Origin of the sequence: Mycobacterium sp. E740, assembly GCF_001672895.1 — a bacterium.
Classification (GTDB): Bacteria; Actinomycetota; Actinomycetes; order Mycobacteriales; family Mycobacteriaceae; genus Mycobacterium.
On record NZ_LZKP01000196.1, the window covers coordinates 16382 to 36141 of the forward strand.

A 19760-nucleotide genomic window follows, 5' to 3' on the forward strand; every position below is an offset into this window, starting at 1 on the left:
CAATGCTGATTCCCCGTAAAGTCAAGCACCGCAAGCAACATCACCCGAAGCAGCGCGGCGTCGCCAGCGGCGGCACCACGGTGAGCTTCGGCGACTACGGCATCCAGGCGCTCGAGCACGCCTACATCACCAACCGGCAGATCGAGTCCGCGCGTATCGCGATCAACCGGCACATCAAGCGTGGCGGCAAGGTGTGGATCAACATCTTCCCGGACCGCCCGCTCACCAAGAAGCCGGCTGAAACCCGCATGGGTTCGGGTAAGGGTTCACCGGAGTGGTGGGTGGCCAACGTCAAGCCGGGTCGGGTGTTGTTCGAGCTGAGCTACCCCGATGAGGCGACCGCTCGGGCCGCGCTGACCCGTGCGATCCACAAGCTGCCGATCAAGGCACGCATCGTTACCCGAGAGGAGCACTTCTGATGGCAGTGGGAGTGACGCCGGGCGAGCTGCGCGAGCTGACCGACGACGAGTTGACCGACCGGCTGCGCGAGTCCAAGGAAGAGTTGTTCAACCTGCGCTTCCAGATGGCGACCGGTCAGTTGGCCAACAACCGCCGGCTTCGCACGGTGCGCCAGGAGATTGCGCGCGTGTACACCGTGCTCCGTGAACGTGAACTGGGTCTGGCTTCCGGGCCCGGGGGTGAGGATTCGTGATGGCTGAGAAAGAAAAGAACGACAAAGGTACTCAGGCTGGTCCCAAGCACACGCCGCGCAAGGAGGAGCAGCGCGGGCGTCGCAAGACGGCCATCGGGTACGTGGTGTCGGACAAGATGCAGAAAACCATCGTGGTCGAGCTGGAAGACCGTAAGAGCCACCCGCTCTACGGCAAGATCATCCGCACCACCAAGAAGGTCAAGGCGCACGACGAGAACGACGTCGCAGGCATCGGCGACCGGGTGTCTCTGATGGAGACCCGACCGCTGTCGGCCACCAAGCGCTGGCGGCTCGTCGAGATTCTCGAAAAGGCGAAGTAAGCCTTCATCGCAAGAGCCCCCGTACCGATCGCGTACGGGGGCTTTTGCCATTGCCGGGCCCGGCGGTGATCGCCTGTGGCCGGTCTTGTTCGTCAGCCACTGCGGCACAGGGTGCGGGTGTAATCTGCGGCCACACTGCGACGTGAGACGGGACGAGGCGGCCATGGCGAGCGAATTCAACGGCAGAATCGAACTCGACATCCGGGACTCCGAACCGGACTGGGGGCCGTACGCCGCACCGACCGCGCCGGAAGGCGCCCCCAACGTGCTTTACATCGTGTGGGACGACACCGGGATCGCGACCTGGGACTGTTTCGGTGGCCTGGTCGAGATGCCGACGATGAGCCGCATCGCCGAACGCGGTGTTCGATTGTCGCAGTTCCACACCACCGCGCTGTGCTCACCGACCAGGGCGTCGCTGCTGACCGGGTGCAACCCGACGACCGTGGGCATGGCGACTATCGAGGAGTTCACCGACGGCTTCCCCGGATGCAACGGACGGATCCCGTTCGACACCGCGCTGCTGCCGGAGGTACTGGCCGAGCATGGTTACAACACCTACTGCGTCGGAAAGTGGCATCTCACACCGCTCGAGGAGTCCAATCTGGCTGCCACCAAACGACATTGGCCGCTGGCACGCGGTTTCGAACGGTTCTACGGATTCATGGGCGGCGAGACCGACCAGTGGTACCCCGACCTGGTCTACGACAACCATCCCGTGACGCCGCCGGGAACTCCGGAGGACGGTTACCATCTGTCAAAAGACCTGGCGGACAAGACGATCGAGTTCATCCGCGATGCGAAGGTCATCGCGCCCGACAAGCCGTGGTTCTCCTACGTCTGCCCCGGGGCCGGCCACGCGCCGCATCACGTCTTCAAGGAGTGGGCCGACCGGTACGCCGGCAAGTTCGACATGGGTTACGAGCGCTATCGCGAGATCGTGCTCGAGAAGCAGAAGGCGCTCGGCATCGTGCCCGCCGACACCGAGCTGTCTCCGATCAACCCGTACCGGGATGTCAAGGGCCCCAACGGGGAACCTTGGCCGGCCCAGGACACGGTGCGGCCCTGGGACGAGCTCGGAGACGACGAGAAGCGGGTCTTCGCCCGCATGGCCGAGGTGTTCGCAGGCTTCCTGTCGTACACCGACGCTCAACTCGGGCGCATCCTGGACTACCTCGAAGCCTCGGGGCAACTGGACAACACGATCGTCGTCGTCATCTCCGACAACGGCGCGAGCGGTGAAGGTGGCCCCAACGGTTCGGTCAACGAGGTCAAGTTCTTCAACGGATACATCGACACCGTCGAGGAGAGCCTGCGCGTGCTCGACAACCTCGGGGGACCGGAGACCTACAACCACTATCCGACCGGCTGGGCGATGGCGTTCGGCACGCCCTACAAGCTGTTCAAGCGGTACGCGTCGCATGAGGGCGGGATTGCCGACCCCGCGATCATCTCCTGGCCCAACGGAATTGCCGCACACGGCGAAGTGCGAGACAACTACATCAACGTCTGCGATGTCACGCCGACGATCTACGAATTGCTCGGCATCACCCCGCCGCAGACCGTCAAGGGAGTGCCGCAGAAACCCCTCGACGGCGTGAGCTTCAAACCGGTGCTTGCGGATGCGTCGGCGCAGACCGGCAAGCGCACGCAGTTCTACACGATGCTCGGGACCCGCGGTCTGTGGCACGACGGGTGGTTCGCCAACACGGTGCACGCCGCATCGCCCGCCGGGTGGTCGCACTTCGACAAGGACCGCTGGGAGCTGTTCCACATCGAGGCAGACCGCAGCCAGTGTCGCGACCTGGCTGCCGAGAACCCCGACAAACTCGAAGAACTCAAGGCGCTGTGGTTCGCCGAGGCCGACAAGTACAACGGGCTGCCGCTCGCCGACCTGAACATCTTCGAGACGATTTCCCGCTGGCGGCCCCACCTCGCAGGGCAGCGTGACTCGTATCTGTACTACGCGGGGACGGCCGATGTCGGCACGGGCGCCGCGGTCGAGATTCAGGGGCGGTCGTTCTCGGCGATGGCCGAGGTGACCGTCGACACCACCGGCGCTGAAGGTGTGGTGTTCAAACACGGTGGCGCACATGGCGGTCACGTGATGTTTTTGCAGGACGGTCGGCTGCACTACGTGTACAACTTCTTGGGCGAGAAGGAGCAGGTGCTGTCCTCGCCGGACGCGGTGCCGTTGGGTCCACACGTCTTCGGCGTCGCCTACATCCGCACCGGAACGGTGGCGGGCAGCCACACCCCGCTCGGCGACGCCGCGCTGTACGTCGACGACGAAGAGGTGGCGACGTTGACCGGGATGCAGGTGCATCCGGGGACGTTCGGCCTCGCGGGCGCCACCTTGAGCGTCGGCCGCAACACCGGTTCACCGGTCTCGCGCTCGTACAAGGCGCCGTTCCCGTTCACCGGCGGGACCATCGCCCAGGTGAACATCGACGTCTCGGGCAAACCGTACGCGGACCTCGAACGGGAGTTCGCGCGCGCTTTCGCCAAGGACTGAACGCCGCTCAGCGACTGATCGTCATACTCTGGCGGCATGCTCACCGAGCTCGTCGAGCTGCCGGGCGGCTCCTTCCGAATGGGCTCGACCCGGTTCTATCCCGAAGAGGCGCCCGCGCACACCGTCGACGTGCCCGCGTTCGCCGTCGAGCGCCATCCCGTCACCAACGCGCAGTACGGAGAGTTCGTCGCCGCGACCGGCTACCGGACCGTCGCCGAAGAGCCCTTGGACCCCGGCCTGTACCCCGGCGCCGCACCGCAGGACCTCGTGCCGGGGGCGCTGGTGTTCACCCCGACACCCGGGCCCGTCGACCTGCGCGACTGGCGGCAGTGGTGGCAGTGGGTGCCCGGTGCCGACTGGCGTCACCCGGCGGGGCCGGGTGACGAGAACTGGAGTTTTGCCGACCGGCCCGACCACCCGGTCGTGCAGATCGCCTATCCCGACGCCGCGGCCTACGCCCGCTGGGCCGGACGCCGGCTGCCCACCGAGGCGGAATGGGAGTACGCGGCGCGCGGCGGCGCGGACACGACCTATCCGTGGGGCGAGGAGGTGTCGCCCGGCGGCCGGCTGATGGCCAACACCTGGCAGGGCACCTTCCCGTATCGCAACACCGGTGCGAACGGCTGGGTGGGCACGTCGCCGGTCGGCACGTTTCCGCCGAACGGGTTCGGCTTGCTGGACATGATCGGCAACGTCTGGGAGTGGACGACCACCCGGTTCTCGGCGCACCATCGCCTCGGCGGAACGGTCACGGCGTGCTGCGCGCCGAGCGGCCCCGCGGACCCGACGGTCAACCAGACGCTCAAAGGGGGATCGCATCTGTGCGCGCCGGAGTACTGCCACCGCTACCGGCCGGCGGCCCGCTCTCCGCAGTCGCAGGACAGCGCGACCACCCACATCGGCTTCCGCTGCGTGGCTGACCTCTGAGCTGCCAGATCACAATGTCGGTCTGAGAGCGATGCCGTGGATATATAGGCGCGACGCCGCTCTCAGCGCGACATTGTGTCGGCGGGCGAGCGAATTTGGTTTCCCGCAGGTCGTCCCATAGAATCAGGCGGTTGCCTTGGGCAGACCTCGGCCAGCCGTTCCGGCAGGCCCCGCGTGCTCTTCGGTGACAGCAAGACCGCGCACGTCCAGGTCGGTATCTGGCGTGCATACAAATACCAGGTCGAGGAGATCGAGTGATTCAGCAGGAATCGCGGCTGAAGGTCGCCGACAACACGGGCGCCAAGGAGATCTTGTGCATCCGTGTACTCGGCGGCTCGTCGCGACGCTATGCCGGCATCGGCGATGTCATCGTGGCGACGGTCAAAGACGCCATCCCCGGCGGCAACGTCAAGCGCGGTGATGTGGTCAAGGCCGTCATCGTCCGCACGGTCAAGGAGCGCCGCCGCGCCGACGGCAGCTACATCAAGTTCGACGAGAACGCCGCCGTCATCATCAAGCCCGACAACGATCCGCGTGGCACGCGCATCTTCGGCCCGGTCGGCCGCGAACTGCGTGAGAAGCGCTTCATGAAGATCGTCTCGCTCGCTCCGGAGGTGTTGTAGATGAAGGTCCACAAGGGCGACACCGTCCTCGTCATCTCCGGGAAGGACAAGGGCGCCAAGGGCAAGGTGCTGGTCGCCTACCCGGCCCGCAACAAAGTGCTCGTCGAGGGCGTCAACCGGATCAAGAAGCACACGGCGGTGTCGAGCAACGAGCGCGGCGCACAGTCCGGCGGCATCGTCACCCAGGAGGCGCCGATCGACGTCTCCAACGTGATGGTCGTCGACTCCGACGGCAAGCCCACCCGCATCGGGTACCGGGTTGACGACGAGAGCGGCAAGAAGGTCCGCATCGCCAAGACCAACGGCAAGGACATCTGATGACTACCACCGAAGGCTCCGTGAAGTCCCTCCCGCGCCTCAAACAGCGCTACCGCGAAGAGATCCGTGACTCGCTCCAGAAAGAGTTCGGCTACGGCAACGTCATGCAGATCCCGGGCGTCGTCAAGGTCGTCGTCAACATGGGCGTGGGTGACGCTGCCCGCGACGCCAAGCTGATCAACGGCGCGGTCAACGATCTCGCGCTGATCACCGGCCAGAAGCCGGAGATCCGCCGCGCGCGCAAGTCGATCGCACAGTTCAAGCTGCGCGAGGGCATGCCGATCGGTGCGCGGGTCACGCTGCGGGGCGACCGCATGTGGGAGTTCCTCGACCGGCTGATCTCCATTGCGCTGCCGCGTATCCGCGACTTCCGCGGGCTCTCGCCCAAGCAGTTCGACGGTACGGGCAACTACACCTTCGGCCTGACCGAGCAGTCGGTGTTCCACGAGATCGACGTGGACTCGATCGACCGTCCCCGCGGCATGGACATCACCGTCGTCACCACGGCGACGACCGACGACGAAGGACGAGCGCTGCTGCGGGCGCTGGGCTTTCCGTTCAAGGAGAACTGAGCAATGGCAAAGAAGGCACTGGTCAATAAGGCCAACAAGAAGCCGAAGTTCAAGGTGCGCGCCTACACCCGCTGCCAGCGCTGCGGCCGCCCCCACGCCGTCTTCCGCAAGTTCGGCCTGTGCCGGATCTGCCTGCGCGAGATGGCCCACGCCGGCGAACTGCCCGGTGTGCAGAAGAGCAGCTGGTAATCCAGCCCCGCCAGACCAAGCCCGACCAGACCAACCAAACAGGTTGCGGCAGGCCCGAAGACCGGGAACCACCGCGAGAAAGGTGAGCCGGCTGTCATGACCATGACGGACCCGATCGCAGACTTCTTGACCCGTCTGCGCAACGCCAATTCGGCGTATCACGACGAGGTGACGCTGCCCCACTCCAAGATCAAGGCCAACATCGCCGAGATCCTGAAGAAGGAAGGCTACATCGCCGACTACCGCACCGAGGATGCCCGCGTGGGCAAATCGCTTGTGGTGCAGCTGAAGTACGGTCCCAGTCGGGAGCGGAGCATCGCCGGCCTGCGCCGCGTGTCCAAGCCCGGTCTGCGCGTGTACGCGAAATCCACCAACCTGCCGCGGGTGCTGGGTGGCCTCGGCGTGGCGATCATCTCCACGTCGTCGGGCCTGCGCACCGACCGCCAGGCGGCCCAAGAGGGCGTGGGCGGCGAAGTCCTCGCATACGTGTGGTGAGGGAGGTTTAGAGATATGTCGCGTATTGGAAAGCAACCGGTTCCGGTTCCCGCCGGGGTCGACGTGTCGATCGACGGGCAGAACGTGTCGGTCAAGGGGCCCAAGGGCACCCTGGAGCTGGCGGTCGCCGAGCCGATCAAGGTGGCCCGCGACGACGACGGCGCCATCCTGGTGACGCGTCCCGACGACGAGCGGCGCAGCCGTTCGCTGCACGGGCTGTCGCGCACGCTGGTCGCCAATCTCATCACCGGTGTCACCGAGGGGTACACCACGAAGATGGAGATCTTCGGCGTCGGTTACCGCGTGCAGCTCAAGGGATCCACGCTGGAGTTCGCGCTCGGCTACAGCCACCCCGTCGTCATCAACGCCCCCGAGGGCGTGACGTTCGCGGTGGAGACACCCACGAAGTTCTCGATCTCCGGTATCGACAAGCAGAAGGTCGGCCAGATCGCGGCCAACATCCGCCGCCTGCGGAAGAGCGACCCCTACAAGGGTAAGGGCATCCGCTACGAGGGTGAGCAGATCCGCCGCAAGGTCGGAAAGACAGGTAAGTAGGCATGGCTGCTACGACAAAAGACTCGGCTGCGCCCTCGACGCGCAAGCCCGTGGGGCAGAACATCTCCGAGACCCGGCGGGTGGCGCGGTTGCGTCGGCACGCCCGGTTGCGCAAGAAGATCTCGGGAACGGCCGACGTGCCGCGCCTGGTGGTCAACCGTTCGTCGCGGCACATCCACGTGCAGCTGGTGAACGACCTGGAGGGCACGACGCTCGCGGCGGCATCTTCCATCGAGGCCGACGTGCGCGCGGTCGACGGCGACAAGACGGCCCACAGCGTGCGGGTCGGTCAGCTGATCGCCGAGCGCGCGAAGGCCGCAGGTATCGACAAGGTCGTGTTCGACCGCGGTGGCTACACCTACGGTGGACGGATCGCGGCGCTGGCCGATGCGGCGCGTGAAGGTGGGCTGGACTTCTAGATGACGAACGTGAACAAGATGGGAAGGACTGCATGATGGCCGAACAGGCAACTGCCGGCGGCCCCTCGGACGGCCGTGGCTCGCGGGGTGACCGCGACGGGCGTGGCCGCCGCGATGACCGTGGTGGCCGTGGCCGCGACGGCGGCGACAAGAGCAACTACCTCGAGCGCGTCGTCTCGATCAACCGCGTCTCGAAGGTGGTCAAGGGCGGCCGCCGCTTCAGCTTCACCGCGCTGGTGATCGTGGGCGACGGCAAAGGCATGGTCGGCGTCGGCTACGGCAAGGCCAAGGAAGTTCCGGCCGCCATCGCCAAAGGCGTCGAAGAGGCCCGCAAGAACTTCTTCCGCGTGCCGCTCATCGGCGGCACCGTCACCCATCCCGTGCAGGGCGAGGCCGCTGCCGGTGTGGTGATGTTGCGGCCGGCCAGTCCCGGTACCGGTGTGATCGCCGGCGGCGCCGCGCGCGCGGTGCTGGAATGCGCTGGCGTGCACGACATCCTGGCCAAGTCGTTGGGCAGCGACAATGCGATCAACGTGGTGCATGCCACCGTCGCCGCGCTGAAGCTGCTGCAGCGTCCAGAAGAGGTCGCGGCCCGGCGTGGGTTGCCGATCGAAGATGTGGCGCCCGCCGGCATGCTGCGGGCGCGCCGAGAGGCCGAGGCGCTTGCCGCGTCGGCCGCGCGTGAAGGGTCGGCATAGACCATGGCAGAACTCAAGATCACCCAGGTGCGCAGCACCATCGGGGCGCGCTGGCGGCAGCGGGAGAGCCTGCGGTCGTTGGGGCTGCGCAAGATTCGTCAGTCTGTCGTCCGCGAGGACAACGCGCAGACGCGTGGTCTGATCAAGACCGTGCATCACCTCGTCACGGTTGAGGAGGTCTAGAACGATGACGCCGATCAAGCTTCACGACCTGAGGCCGGCCCCCGGCTCGAAGACCGCCAAGACCCGCGTCGGTCGCGGTGAGGGCTCCAAGGGCAAGACTGCGGGCCGCGGCACCAAGGGCACCAAGGCCCGCAAGAACGTCCCCGCGACGTTCGAGGGCGGTCAGATGCCGATCCACATGCGGCTGCCCAAGCTGAAGGGCTTCCGCAACCGGTTCCGCACCGAGTACGAGGTCGTCAATGTCGGCGACATCAACAAGCTGTTCCCCGAGGGCGGCGACGTCGGTGTCGACGAGCTGGTGGCCGCGGGCGCGGTGCGCAAGAACACGTTGGTGAAGGTGCTCGGCGACGGCAAGCTCACCGTGCAGGTGAACGTCACCGCGCACAAGTTCAGCGGCAGCGCACGCGAGAAGATCTCCGCCGCAGGCGGTTGCGCGACCGAGCTCTGATCCTTCGGCCCGCCGCGCCGGGCTGCGCTCGCCGCACCCGGGGCTACGCAACCGGCGGTCGGTAGGCTCGGGGGATGTTCGCTTTCCTGCCCGGGCTTCCCGGTGCCGACGACCTCCGTGCGGTGGTCCGCAAGGTCGATACCGCCCGTCACCGCGGTGTGCCCGACGGTTGCGTGCTCGAGTTCGACGTCATGTCGGTGCCCAGCGAGACGGGCGGTTTCGATCCGCTCGCGTTGATCTCCGGCGGCGGCCGACCCCTGTTGCTGCGCGAGACCGTCGCGGCGATCCACCGCGCCGCCGCAGACCCCCGTGTCGCCGGGATGATCGCGCGAGTGCAGCTTCCCGCTGCAGCGCCCGGCCCTGTCCAGGAGTTGCGCGAGGCGATCGCCGCCTTCAGTGACGTCAAACCTTCGGTTGCCTGGGCCGAGACGTACCCGGGCACGCTGTCCTACTACCTGGCGTCGGCGTTTCGCGAGGTGTGGATGCAGCCGTCGGGAACCGTCGGCCTGGTCGGGTTCGCGGCCAGCGCCATGTTCCTGCGGGGCGCGCTGGACAAGGCGGGGATCGAGCCCCAATACGTCTCTCGCGGGGAGTACAAGACCGCGGTGAACCGGCTGACCGAGGAGAAGTACACCGAAGCCGACCGTGAGGCGGTCAGCCGGATCCTCGAGAGCATGCACACCCAGGTGTGGCAGGCGGTCGCCGACTCGCGGCACATCGAGCCCGCCGAGATCGACAAGCTGGCGGACCGGGCACCGCTGCTGCGCGAGGACGCGGTGGCCGGGCGGCTGATCGACCGGGTCGGCTTCCGCGACGAGGCCTACGCGCGCATCGGCGAACTGGTTGGCGCACCGGCCATTTCGACGGGCGCCGGGCCGGCCGACGACGATGATGCGCCGCCGCGGTTGTACCTCTCGCGCTACGCGCATGCCACCGTTCCCCGTCCCACACCGCCGTTGCCGCCGATCCCCGGACGCAAGGCCAGGCCCACCATCGCAGTGGTCACCGTGCACGGGCAGATCATCAGCGGCCGGGGCGGCCCGCAATTGCTTCCGGTCGGCAGGTCGAGCATCGGGGCCGACACCATCGCCGCCGCGCTGCGAGAGGCCGCCGCGGCCGACGACGTGTCGGCGGTCGTGCTGCGGGTCGACAGCCCGGGCGGCATGGTCACCGCCTCGGAGACGATCTGGCGCGAAGTGAGTCGTGTGCGCGAGGCCGGGACGCCCGTGGTGGCGTCGATGGGCGCGGTGGCGGCGTCGGGCGGTTACTACGTGTCGATGTGCGCCGACGCGATCGTGGCGAACCCCGGCACGATCACCGGCTCCATCGGCGTGTTCACCGGCAAGATCGTCGCTCGCGGCCTCAAGGAGCGGCTCGGCGTGGGCTTCGACTCGGTGAGCACCAACCTGAACGCCGACGCGTGGTCCATCGACCAGCCGTTCACCGAGGAGCAACGCGCCCGCGTCGAGGCGGAAGCCGACCTCATCTACGCCGACTTCGTCGAGCGTGTGGCCTCGGGTCGCGGTATGACAGTGGAGGCCGTCGAGGCGGTTGCGCAGGGCCGCGTGTGGACGGGCGCCGATGCACTCGAGCACGGCCTGGTCGACGAGCTCGGGGGACTGCGCACCGCGATCACCCGGGCGAAGGTGCTGGCCGGTCTGGACTCCGACGCCGACGTCCGCATCGTCAACTATCCGGGGTCGTCCCTACTGGACATGTTGCGGCCCAAGGCATCGTCGCAGCCGGCCGCCGCGTCGATGCCGGAGGCGGTCGCCGGTCTGCTCGGCCGGTCGGTCGCGCAGGTGTTCACACACGCCGAGCGGTCGCTGACCGGCGCCAGCGCGCTCTGGCTGGGCGACTCACGCTTCTAGTGCTTGACCGCCGACAGGTAGCTCATGTCGGCGAAGAAGCCCATCGTGCCGTCCTGGGGGAACTTGAATCCGTTGGCGGCGAACGCCTCCCGGGTCTTCTGCGCCGTCACCTCCCAGCCCCGGGCGGTCAGGTAGTCGATCACGTCGTTGCGCTCACCGTGGTAGATCAGGTCGCGCATCTCGATCTCGTGGCCGTACGCCCTCAGCCGCTGCGCGATCTCCTCTGAGCGCTCGTCGGAGAACATGCTGACGTCAGGGATGTGCTCGGTCGCAACGCAACTGCCCGGCGCGCTGAGCTCGTCGATCCGGTCGAACAACAGATCCTGTGCCTCCGGCGGCAGATAGATCAGCAGGCCCTCGGCGATCCACGCCGTCGGTTGCGCAGCGTCGAAACCGTTGGCCAGCAGCGCTTTCGGCCAGTCGTCGCGCAGGTCGATCGCCACCGCGCGCCGGTCGGCCTTCGGCTCGGCGCCCAAGCCGGCCAAGGTGTCGCTCTTGAATGCGATGACGTCCGGCTGGTCGAGTTCGAAGACGGTCGTGCCCGCCGGCCACGGCAGGCGGTAGGCGCGCGCATCCAGCCCGGCGGCCAGGATCACCGCCTGGCGCACACCCGCCGCGGCGGCGTCGGTGAACAACCGGTCGAAATGTCGGGTCCGGACCGCCATTCCCTCGGCCGCGCGGCGCGGGTTGAACCGAGGGTCGATCTCGTCGAGCGATATCTCGCCGTCGAGCGCCTGTACGAAGAACTCGAGCCCGACCGCGCGCACCAGCGGTTCGGCGTACGGGTCGTCGATCAGCCCTTCGCGGTGACTCAAAACGCGTTGTGCGGCAACCATCGTCGCGGTCGAGCCAACGCTGGACGCCAGGTCCCAGGAGTCGTCGTCGGTGCGGGCCATGGTCGCTCCTCAGTTTCGGGTGGCGATGATCGCGAGCGAATCACGCATCGGTGCAAGCAGATCGGTCTCCGGGAACTCCCGGCCGTATCCGGCGTACACCTGCGGGCGGGGCCTGGCGGACACCTGCCAGCCGTGCGCGGTGAGATAGTCGGCTACCGGTTCGCGGTCACCGGCGTAGAACAGGTCGGAGATGTCGAGATTCATTCCGTGCTCGCCCCACTGTCTGCTCAGGGCCTTGCTCCGCTCGCCGATGGTCGCCGCGGCATCCGGATGGTATTCGGTGGCCAGCTTGCTGCCCGGCGCGCTGAGCGCGCCGATGTTGTCGAACAGCCGATCCTGCGCCTCGGGCGGCAGGTACACCAGCAGTCCCTCGGCGCTCCAGGCGGTGGGTGTGGCGGGATCAAAGCCGCTGTCCCGCAATGCTTTCGGCCAGTCCTCGCGCAGGTCGACGCCGACGGTCCGCAGCTCGGCCGCCGGCGAAGCGCCGAGCGAGGCCATCGTCGCTGTCTTGAATTCGATAACTTGCGGCTGGTCGATCTCGTAGACCGCGGTCCCGTCGGGCCATGGGAGCCGGTAGGACCGCGAGTCCAGGCCGGACGCCAGGATCACCGCCTGCCTGATGCCCGCGATCGTGGCGTCCACGAAAAAGTCGTCGAAGAACCGGGTGCGCACCGCGATGAGCTCGGACATGAACTGCGGCCCGGCGCCGTCGTCGCTCACCTCGATGTCACCGTCGACCAGACGGGTGAAGAAGTCGATTCCGACCGCGCGTACCAGATCCGCGGCGTAGGGGTCCTCGAACAGCGGGCTGTCCTCGCGGCTGGCTATGGCCCGGGCGGCCGCGACCATGGTGGCGGTGGTGCCCACGCTCGATGCCAGATCCCAGCTGTCGGAATCGCTTCGCCTCATGCCTCGAGTATCCCCGTGAGGTACTGCAGCTCGCCGAAGCTCGCGTCGTCCTCGTCGGTGTCCGGCAGCGCCGGCAGCCCGCTGTCGGCGAGCAGCTCGCCGACGGAACGGCGGCTGACCCGCCAGCCGCGGTCGGCCAGGTAGGCGCCGGCCTCATTGCGCTCGCCGATGTAGACGAGGTCGGCGAAGTCGAGCTCGAAGCCGTGCGCGCGCCACCGGTCGGCCGCCTGCTGCATGCGCGCGAGCACCTTGTCGCGGTCTTCGGGGGCGATGCTGCTCGGACCGCTCTCTACGGCGACCCGGCTGCCGGCAGCGCTGAGCTCGCTGATGGTGTCGAGCAGGCGGTCTTGGGCTTCCGGTGGCAGATAGCCGAGCAGGCCCTCGGCGCTCCACGCAGTCGGCAGGGCGGGGTCGAAGCCGGCCGCCGCCAATGCCGCGGGCCAGTCGTATCGCAGGTCGATGGCGACGGTGCGCAGATCGGCTGTCGGTTCGGCGCCGAAATCGGCCAGCGTCTGGGTCTTGAACGCGATGACCTCGGGTTGGTCGATCTCGTAGACCGCCGTCCCGCTCGGCCATGCCAACCGGTAGGCGCGCGCGTCCAGGCCCGACGCCAGGATCACCGCCTGACGGATTCCGGCCTTGCCTGCGCTTTCGAAGAACTCGTCGAAGAACTTCGTCCGCACCGCCATGTTGTCGGCCATCTGCCCCATTCCGACCCCGGCAGCCGAGGAGTCCGCATCGAGATCGGTGACCTTGAGTTCACCGCTCGCCAGGCGGGTGAAGAAGTCGACCCCGACGGCCCGCACCAGCGGTTCGGCGTACGGATCGGAGATCAGCGGGTCGTCGCCGCTGCTCGCGATTGCCCGGGCGGCCGCGACCATGGTCGCCGTCGCGCCCACACTCGACGCCAGATCCCAGCTGTCATTCTCGGTACGTGCCATCAAAAGCTCCCATCACTATTACTTAGTAGATATAACGAGATACATCCCACGGTATGTTCCCGTGCTGACAAACTGCTGTGAAGGCCGCGCACCGGCGGAATGCGGGCCGACGGACCCCCAACTGTTACTCTCGTAGACTGTTTGGCGGGTAACTCTGCAGGCTGTGCGCTTGACGGGGGTCCGCACACGACTTAACCAAGACGCTGGTCGAATCCAGCCCCATCCGCACGCCGCGATCAACAGGTCGGCTGCGCAGGAGGAAGAGTGCTCTCGGCTTTCATCTCTTCGCTCAGGACACCCGACCTGAGGCGCAAGATCCTGTTCACCCTGGGTCTGGTGATCCTCTACCGGGTCGGCGCGTCCATTCCGTCGCCCGGCGTGAACTTCCCGAACATCCAGAAGTGTGTCGCGGAGGTCAGCGGCGGGGACGCCGGCCAGGTGTACTCGCTGATCAACCTGTTCTCCGGCGGCGCGCTGCTCAAGCTGTCGGTGTTCGCCGTCGGCATCATGCCGTACATCACCGCGAGCATCATCGTCCAGCTGCTGACCGTGGTGATCCCGCGCTTCGAGCAGCTGCGCAAGGAGGGGCAGTCGGGCCAGACCAAGATGACGCAGTACACGCGTTATCTCGCGATAGCGCTGGCCATCCTGCAGAGCACCAGCATCGTGGCGCTGGCCGCCAACGGGGGCCTGCTGCAGGGCTGCACGCTCGACATCATCGAGGGCCAGCACGAGGGGCTTCCCATCTTCACCCTGGTGGTGATCGTGCTGGTGATGACCGCGGGCGCGGCGCTGCTGATGTGGATGGGCGAGCTGGTCACCGAGCGCGGCATCGGCAACGGCATGTCGCTGATCATCTTCGCGAGCATCGCCTCGGCGATGCCCGGCGAGGGCAAGGCGATCCTGGAGAGTCGCGGCGGGCTGGCGTTCGCGCTGGTGTGCCTCGGCGCCCTCGGCATCGTCGTCGGCGTGGTGTTCGTCGAGCAGGGCCAGCGCCGGATTCCGGTGCAGTACGCCAAGCGGATGGTGGGCCGCAAGATGTACGGCGGCACGTCGACGTACCTGCCGCTGAAAGTCAACCAGGCCGGCGTCATCCCGGTGATCTTCGCGTCGTCGCTGATCTACATCCCGCAGCTGATCACCCAGCTGATCCAGAGCGGCAGCTCCAATCCGAACGGCACGAACTGGTGGAGTTCGTTCGTCGCGAACTACCTCAGCGATCCCAGCAGCCCGGCCTACATCGCGATCTACTTCGCGCTGATCGTCTTCTTCACCTACTTCTACGTGTCGATCACGTTCAACCCCGACGAGCGCGCTGACGAGATGAAGAAGTTCGGCGGGTTCATCCCCGGCATCCGCCCGGGCCAGCCCACCGCCGACTACCTGCGCTACGTGCTGAGCCGCATCACGCTGCCGGGCTCGATCTACCTCGGCGTCATCGCCGTGATACCGAACCTGTTCCTGCAGGTCGGCGGCAGCGGTCCCGTGCAGAACCTGCCGTTCGGCGGTGTCGGAGTTCTGATCCTGGTCGGCGTCGGTTTGGATACCGTGAAACAGATCGAGAGCCAGCTGATGCAACGCAATTACGAAGGGTTCCTCAAGTGAGAGTCGTTCTGCTCGGACCACCCGGTGCCGGTAAGGGCACACAGGCCCAGAAGCTCTCCGAGAAGCTCGGCATCCCGCAGATCTCCACAGGTGACCTGTTTCGGCAGAACATCGGCGACGGCACCCCGCTGGGCCTGGAGGCCAAGCGCTACCTCGACGCGGGCGATCTGGTGCCCTCGGAGCTGACGAACAAGCTCGTCGAGGACCGCATCGAGCAGGAGGACGCGGCGGCCGGCTTCATTCTCGACGGGTACCCCCGCTCGGTCGAGCAGGCCAAGGCGCTCGACGACATGCTCAAGCGCCACGACACCAAGCTCGATGCGGTGCTGGAGTTCAGGGTCTCCGAGGACGAGCTGTTCACCCGGCTCGAGGCCCGCGGCCGCGCAGACGACACCGAGGACGTCATCCGCAACCGGATGCAGGTGTACCGCGACGAGACCTATCCGCTGCTGGAGTACTACAGCGGCAACAACCTGAAGCAGGTCGACGCGGTCGGCGCCATGGACGAGGTCTTCGCCCGGGCGCTTGCGGCGCTCGGCAAGTAGTAGTCGGGGATGGGCCTGATGGGTTTGCGCGGCCGCAAGGTGGTACCGCAGCGCACACCCGCGGAGCTCGACGCGATGGCCGTGGCCGGCGCGCTGGTCGCGAAGGCGTTGGCCGCGGTGCGGCAGGCCGCTGCTCCCGGCGTTTCCACGCTTGCGCTCGACGAGATCGCTGAGTCGGTGATCCGCGACGGCGGCGGCGTACCGTCGTTCCTCGGATACCACGGGTACCCGGCCAGCATCTGTTCGTCGGTGAACGACCGTGTGGTGCACGGCATTCCGACGGCGATCGAGACGCTGGCGCCGGGAGACCTGGTGTCCATCGACTGCGGCGCCATCGTCGACGGCTGGCACGGCGACTCGGCGATCACGTTCGGCATCGGGACGCTGATTCCCGTCGACGAGGCGCTGTCGCAGGCGACCAAGGAGGCGATGGAGGCCGGCGCGGCCGCGATGCTGCCGGGTAACCGGCTCACCGACGTCTCGCACGCGATCGAGACCGCGACGCGCGCAGCCGAGCAACGCTACGGCCGCAAGTTCGGCATCGTCGACGGCTACGGCGGACACGGCATCGGCAGGCAGATGCACATGGAGCCGTTCCTGCCGAACGAGGGGGCGCCCGGGCGCGGACCGCAGCTCGCGGTCGGCTCGGTGTTGGCGATCGAGCCGATGCTGACGTTGGGCTCCACGAAGACGGCGGTGCTCGAAGACGAGTGGACCGTCGTCACCGCCGACGGGTCGCGCGCGGCGCACTGGGAGCACACCGTGGCCGTCACAGCGGACGGACCGCGCATTCTCACGCGCTGACCTCACCAGCGGCGAATACTGAACCGGACGACCGGCAACCTCGTGTCCATAGCGGAGGTTGGATTTGGACGACCCGGAGGCGACCGTCATGCGGGTGCTCTATGCGGAGCACGCCGCCGCGATCTGGCGCTATGCGGTGCGGCTGACGGGTGATCCGGCCCGGGCGGAGGATGTCGTGCAGGAGACGCTGCTGCGAGCGTGGCGTCACCCCGAGGTGACGTCGGACGGCACGAGGTCGGCGCGCGCGTGGCTGTTCACCGTGGCGCGCAACCTGGTCATCGACGACCGCCGCAGCGCCCGCTTTCGCAATGAGTCCGGCACGCCCGACATGGAGTCGACCGCGGATCGGGCCGGACCCGACGAGGTGGAGGCGGCGTTGAACCGAATGTTGCTGGGCGAAGCCATCGCCGGCCTGTCCGAGGACCACCGGGCGGTCATCGGCCGCGCCTACTACCAGGGCAAGACGACCGCCCAGATCGCGACCGACCTGGACATCGCGGAGGGCACCGTGAAGTCCCGACTGCACTACGGCGTACGCGCACTGAAGCTCAAGTTGGAGGAGATGGGGGTGACACGGTGAGCGCATTCGACCCATTCCTCGAGCCGGCGGACGACGACCGGTACGCGACGTGGGACGCTGCATACGTGCTGGGCTCACTGTCCGGTGCCGATCGCCGCGAATACGAGACCCACCTGAAAGCGTGTGTGCGCTGCCGGTCGGCGGTATCCGAGTTGAGCGACATCCCCGCGCTGTTGGACAAGGCGGGACCCGCCGACTTCGACGAACCCGTGCCGAGCCCTTCCGAACCGCCGCCCGAACTGCTGCCCGGCCTGCTGGACACGGTGCGGGCGCGGCGCAGACGCTCGCGCTGGCTCGCCTCGGCCGCCGTCGGTCTGGCCGCCGCGCTGTTGGCCGTCGGCATCGCGGTCGTCGTGCGACCCGAGATTCTCGGTCTCCCGACCGGCGCGCCACCGCAAGCCGCCGGCCAGCAACTCGAGATGGCCAAGGTGTCCGAGACGCCGATCAACGCAACCGTCTCGATGACCGGCTATGGCTGGGGCACCCGAATCGACATGGCCTGCAGTTACGGCGACTGGGGCAAACGCGATGCGCCCCCGCAGGACCTGGCGATGGTGGTGGTGGGCAGAGACGGCAGCCGCAACCAGATCGCGACGTGGCTGGGACTTTCCGGTGCGACCGCGCTGCCGAGTGCCAACACCCCGATGCAGATGCAGGAAATCGCTGCCGTGCAACTGGTTTCGCCCGACTCCGGCAAGGTGCTCCTCGAACGCTCACTGTGAAAATCGTGAGGGGGTGAACCCGACCGGCCCGCATCCCGTGTCATTGCTGAAGCGTTGCGAAAGCAGGTGAGCAATGGGCCATCGGGTCGTCGACCACATCGTCGAATACCTGGCGGCGATCGGTGCCGAGTTCGTCTTCGGCGTCGACGGCGCCAACATCGAGGATCTCTACGACGCTGCGTTCCTGCGTTCCGACATCACCGCCGTACTCGCCAAGCACGAGTTCTCCGCCGCGGCCATGGCCGACGGTTACAGCCGAAGCGGATGCGGCCTCGGCGTCGTGGCCGCGACCTCGGGTGGTGGTTGTCTGAACACGGTGCCCGCACTGGGAGAGGCCTTCGCGAGCCGGGTGCCGTTGTTGGTCCTAATCGGGCAGGCGCCGACCGGTCTCGACGGCCGAGGTGCCTTTCAGGACACCAGCGGTCGCAACGGTGCGCTGGACGCCACCGCGTTGTTCTCGACGGTGTCGGTGCACTGCCGACGCGTGCTGACGGCGGCCGACATCGTCACCGCCCTGCCCGCTGCGATCGCTGCGGCACACACGATGCGCGGCCCGTCGGTCCTGTTGCTGCCCAAGGATGTTCAGCAGGGGAGTGTGCCGGTCAACGGCGGCGTCGTGGCCGACGAGCGGGTCGCCATGCGCTCGGCCGCCGTGCACCCGATCACGCGAGCACTGCACCGGGCCGCAGGTCCGGTCACGATCATCGCCGGTGATCAGGTGGCCCGTGACGACGCGCGAGCCGAACTCGAGGCGTTGCGGGCAATGGTCCGCGCCCGGGTGGCCACCGTCCCCGAGGCGAAAGACGTTGCCGGCACACCGGGATCGGGTTCGTCGTCGGCGCTGGGGGTGACCGGCGTGATGGGCCATCCGAGCGTGGCGGCAACCGTCGCCGACAGCGCACTCTGCCTGCTGGTCGGCACGCGAATGGCCGTGACCGCGCGAGCCGGACTGGACGATGCGCTGGCGACGGTGCCGGTGTATTCGATCGGTTCGGCGCCACCGTATCTCGCGTGTACGCACGTGCACAGCGACGACCTCCGCGGCTCGTTGACGGCGCTCACCGCCACGCTGACGGGTCCGGGCCGCCCGGCGCATGTGCGGGTACCCGACACGGTGCCACGTGCCGAGCTGCGGCCTCCGCCGCATCACGGGCCGGGCATCCGGTACCGCGACGCCATGGCGGTGCTCGACGCGTCGCTGCCCGCCGGTGTGGACATCGTCGTCGATGCCGGTAACATCGGTGCGGCAGCGATACATCACCTGCCGGTGCGCCGCCACGGCCGGTTCATCGTCGCGCTCGGCATGGGCGGGATGGGCTACAGCTTCGGGGCCGCAATCGGAATGGCCTTCGGACGCGGTAGGCGAACTGTCGTCATCGCGGGCGACGGCAGTTTCTTCATGCACGGCATGGAGATCCACACGGCCAGGGAATACCGGCTGCCGGTGACGTTCCTGCTGTTCGACAACCACGCGCACGCGATGTGCGTCACCCGCGAGCAGATCTTCTACCGTGACCGCTACAGCTACAACAGGTTCGGGCCCAGTCGGTTGGGCGCCGGTTTGAGCGCGATGTTCCCCGGACTGCCGGCCACCGACGTCGACGACGTCGCCTCTCTGTCCGCCGCGCTCGGCGCAGCACTTGCGACCGACGGTCCGGCCGTCGTCAGCATCGAATGCTCGGCCGACGAGATACCGCCGTTCGCAGCCTTTCTCGACCAATCCATCAATCCACCCGCCGCAAAGGAGATCTCCGACAATGTCGCTGTCCACGCTTGACGACATCGCCGCGCACCGGGGCACCGCTGAACCGCTGGACGGGCTGGTCCGCATCGAGACCTCGCCGCGCGAGAAGGCCACGCCGATCATCATGGAGATGATGCGGTCGGTCTATCCGCACGACGACGTGTACGGCCAGGTAGTCGAACAGCTCGCCGGGCGGGCAGTCGATGTAGTCGTTGACGGTGCAGTACTC

The 19760-nt window shown here is 67.4% G+C and carries 25 protein-coding genes and 1 pseudogene; 23 read left to right on the top strand and 3 right to left on the bottom strand.

Annotation, left to right across the window (positions count from 1 at the left end):
- Nucleotides 1-2: 2 nt before the first annotated feature.
- The 16 genes from rplP to sppA all read left to right on the top strand — a co-directional run bounded on the left by rplP (nucleotide 3) and on the right by sppA (nucleotide 10785).
- Nucleotides 3-419 (top strand): 50S ribosomal protein L16, encoded by a 417-nt coding sequence (gene rplP, locus A5663_RS19110; RefSeq protein WP_068152726.1) that lies wholly within the window; start codon nucleotides 3-5, stop codon nucleotides 417-419.
- Nucleotides 419-652, top strand: a complete 234-nt coding sequence (gene rpmC / locus A5663_RS19115) for a 50S ribosomal protein L29 (protein ID WP_068152728.1) — start codon at nucleotides 419-421, stop codon at nucleotides 650-652. Before rplP ends, rpmC begins: the two co-directional genes overlap by 1 nt.
- Entirely contained in the window at nucleotides 652-972 is a 321-nt protein-coding gene (rpsQ, locus tag A5663_RS19120) for a 30S ribosomal protein S17 (RefSeq protein ID WP_082974244.1), read from the top strand. The genes rpmC and rpsQ overlap by 1 nt, the downstream gene beginning before the upstream one ends.
- 163 nt (nucleotides 973-1135) lie before the next feature.
- A complete protein-coding gene (locus A5663_RS19125; RefSeq protein WP_068152732.1) occupies nucleotides 1136-3487 on the top strand; it encodes an arylsulfatase in 2352 nt (783 codons plus the stop codon).
- A gap of 36 nt (nucleotides 3488-3523) precedes the next feature.
- On the top strand, nucleotides 3524-4414 hold the full coding sequence (locus tag A5663_RS19130; protein ID WP_068152734.1) for a formylglycine-generating enzyme family protein: 891 nt from the start codon (nucleotides 3524-3526) through the stop codon (nucleotides 4412-4414).
- Between the two features lie 254 nt (nucleotides 4415-4668).
- A complete protein-coding gene (gene rplN / locus A5663_RS19135) occupies nucleotides 4669-5037 on the top strand; it encodes a 50S ribosomal protein L14 (RefSeq protein ID WP_068152738.1) in 369 nt (122 codons plus the stop codon).
- A complete protein-coding gene (rplX, locus tag A5663_RS19140; RefSeq protein ID WP_068152742.1) occupies nucleotides 5038-5355 on the top strand; it encodes a 50S ribosomal protein L24 in 318 nt (105 codons plus the stop codon).
- A complete protein-coding gene (rplE, locus tag A5663_RS19145; protein WP_068152745.1) occupies nucleotides 5355-5927 on the top strand; it encodes a 50S ribosomal protein L5 in 573 nt (190 codons plus the stop codon). The genes rplX and rplE overlap by 1 nt, the downstream gene beginning before the upstream one ends.
- A 3-nt stretch (nucleotides 5928-5930) precedes the next feature.
- Nucleotides 5931-6116 (top strand): type Z 30S ribosomal protein S14, encoded by a 186-nt coding sequence (locus A5663_RS19150; protein ID WP_059101363.1) that lies wholly within the window; start codon nucleotides 5931-5933, stop codon nucleotides 6114-6116.
- Between the two features lie 96 nt (nucleotides 6117-6212).
- Nucleotides 6213-6611, top strand: coding sequence for a 30S ribosomal protein S8 (rpsH, locus tag A5663_RS19155; protein ID WP_059165153.1), 399 nt, complete (start codon nucleotides 6213-6215; stop codon nucleotides 6609-6611).
- Nucleotides 6612-6626: 15 nt separating this feature from the next.
- Nucleotides 6627-7166 carry a 50S ribosomal protein L6 gene (gene rplF / locus A5663_RS19160; RefSeq protein WP_068152747.1) on the top strand — a complete coding sequence of 180 codons (540 nt, stop codon included), beginning with the start codon at nucleotides 6627-6629 and terminating at the stop codon, nucleotides 7164-7166.
- A 2-nt stretch (nucleotides 7167-7168) separates the two neighbouring features.
- On the top strand, nucleotides 7169-7585 hold the full coding sequence (rplR, locus tag A5663_RS19165) for a 50S ribosomal protein L18 (RefSeq protein WP_068152750.1): 417 nt from the start codon (nucleotides 7169-7171) through the stop codon (nucleotides 7583-7585).
- 35 nt (nucleotides 7586-7620) lie between these two features.
- Complete coding sequence (gene rpsE, locus A5663_RS19170) at nucleotides 7621-8283, top strand: 30S ribosomal protein S5 (RefSeq protein WP_156744557.1); 663 nt, start codon at nucleotides 7621-7623, stop codon at nucleotides 8281-8283.
- A 3-nt stretch (nucleotides 8284-8286) separates the two neighbouring features.
- The gene (gene rpmD / locus A5663_RS19175) at nucleotides 8287-8466 is read left to right on the top strand and encodes a 50S ribosomal protein L30 (protein WP_068152759.1); all 180 of its coding nucleotides are present in this window, start codon (nucleotides 8287-8289) and stop codon (nucleotides 8464-8466) included.
- 4 nt (nucleotides 8467-8470) lie between these two features.
- Complete coding sequence (gene rplO, locus A5663_RS19180) at nucleotides 8471-8914, top strand: 50S ribosomal protein L15 (RefSeq protein WP_068152764.1); 444 nt, start codon at nucleotides 8471-8473, stop codon at nucleotides 8912-8914.
- Nucleotides 8915-8988: 74 nt separating this feature from the next.
- Complete coding sequence (gene sppA, locus A5663_RS19185; RefSeq protein ID WP_068152768.1) at nucleotides 8989-10785, top strand: signal peptide peptidase SppA; 1797 nt, start codon at nucleotides 8989-8991, stop codon at nucleotides 10783-10785.
- On the opposite strand, the gene A5663_RS19190 is transcribed toward sppA, so the two are convergent.
- From A5663_RS19190 to A5663_RS19200, 3 genes are read right to left on the bottom strand one after another with little or no spacing between them, the layout of a single operon-like run.
- Entirely contained in the window at nucleotides 10782-11681 is a 900-nt protein-coding gene (locus tag A5663_RS19190) for a class I SAM-dependent methyltransferase (RefSeq protein ID WP_068152770.1), read from the bottom strand. The two genes, sppA and A5663_RS19190, sit on opposite strands and share 4 nt — an antisense overlap.
- 9 nt (nucleotides 11682-11690) lie before the next feature.
- A complete protein-coding gene (locus A5663_RS19195) occupies nucleotides 11691-12590 on the bottom strand; it encodes a class I SAM-dependent methyltransferase (protein WP_068152773.1) in 900 nt (299 codons plus the stop codon).
- Complete coding sequence (locus tag A5663_RS19200) at nucleotides 12587-13531, bottom strand: class I SAM-dependent methyltransferase (RefSeq protein WP_068152775.1); 945 nt, start codon at nucleotides 13529-13531, stop codon at nucleotides 12587-12589. Before A5663_RS19200 ends, A5663_RS19195 begins: the two co-directional genes overlap by 4 nt.
- Nucleotides 13532-13795: 264 nt before the next feature.
- On the opposite strand from A5663_RS19200, the gene secY reads away from it, so the two are divergent.
- The 7 genes and pseudogenes from secY to A5663_RS19235 form a co-directional block, all read left to right on the top strand.
- Nucleotides 13796-15136, top strand: a complete 1341-nt coding sequence (gene secY / locus A5663_RS19205; protein WP_068152778.1) for a preprotein translocase subunit SecY — start codon at nucleotides 13796-13798, stop codon at nucleotides 15134-15136.
- Nucleotides 15133-15681, top strand: coding sequence for an adenylate kinase (locus A5663_RS19210; protein WP_068152781.1), 549 nt, complete (start codon nucleotides 15133-15135; stop codon nucleotides 15679-15681). The genes secY and A5663_RS19210 overlap by 4 nt, the downstream gene beginning before the upstream one ends.
- Before the next feature lie 9 nt (nucleotides 15682-15690).
- Nucleotides 15691-16485, top strand: coding sequence for a type I methionyl aminopeptidase (gene map / locus A5663_RS19215; protein ID WP_068152784.1), 795 nt, complete (start codon nucleotides 15691-15693; stop codon nucleotides 16483-16485).
- Nucleotides 16486-16549: 64 nt separating this feature from the next.
- Nucleotides 16550-17065, top strand: coding sequence for a sigma-70 family RNA polymerase sigma factor (locus A5663_RS19220; RefSeq protein WP_068152787.1), 516 nt, complete (start codon nucleotides 16550-16552; stop codon nucleotides 17063-17065).
- Complete coding sequence (locus tag A5663_RS19225) at nucleotides 17062-17787, top strand: zf-HC2 domain-containing protein (protein WP_068152795.1); 726 nt, start codon at nucleotides 17062-17064, stop codon at nucleotides 17785-17787. Before A5663_RS19220 ends, A5663_RS19225 begins: the two co-directional genes overlap by 4 nt.
- A 73-nt stretch (nucleotides 17788-17860) precedes the next feature.
- Nucleotides 17861-19564, top strand: coding sequence for a thiamine pyrophosphate-binding protein (locus A5663_RS19230; RefSeq protein ID WP_068152798.1), 1704 nt, complete (start codon nucleotides 17861-17863; stop codon nucleotides 19562-19564).
- Nucleotides 19545-19760: pseudogene (locus A5663_RS19235) on the top strand (hypothetical protein); the annotation flags it as partial. The gene A5663_RS19230 and the pseudogene A5663_RS19235, both read left to right, overlap by 20 nt.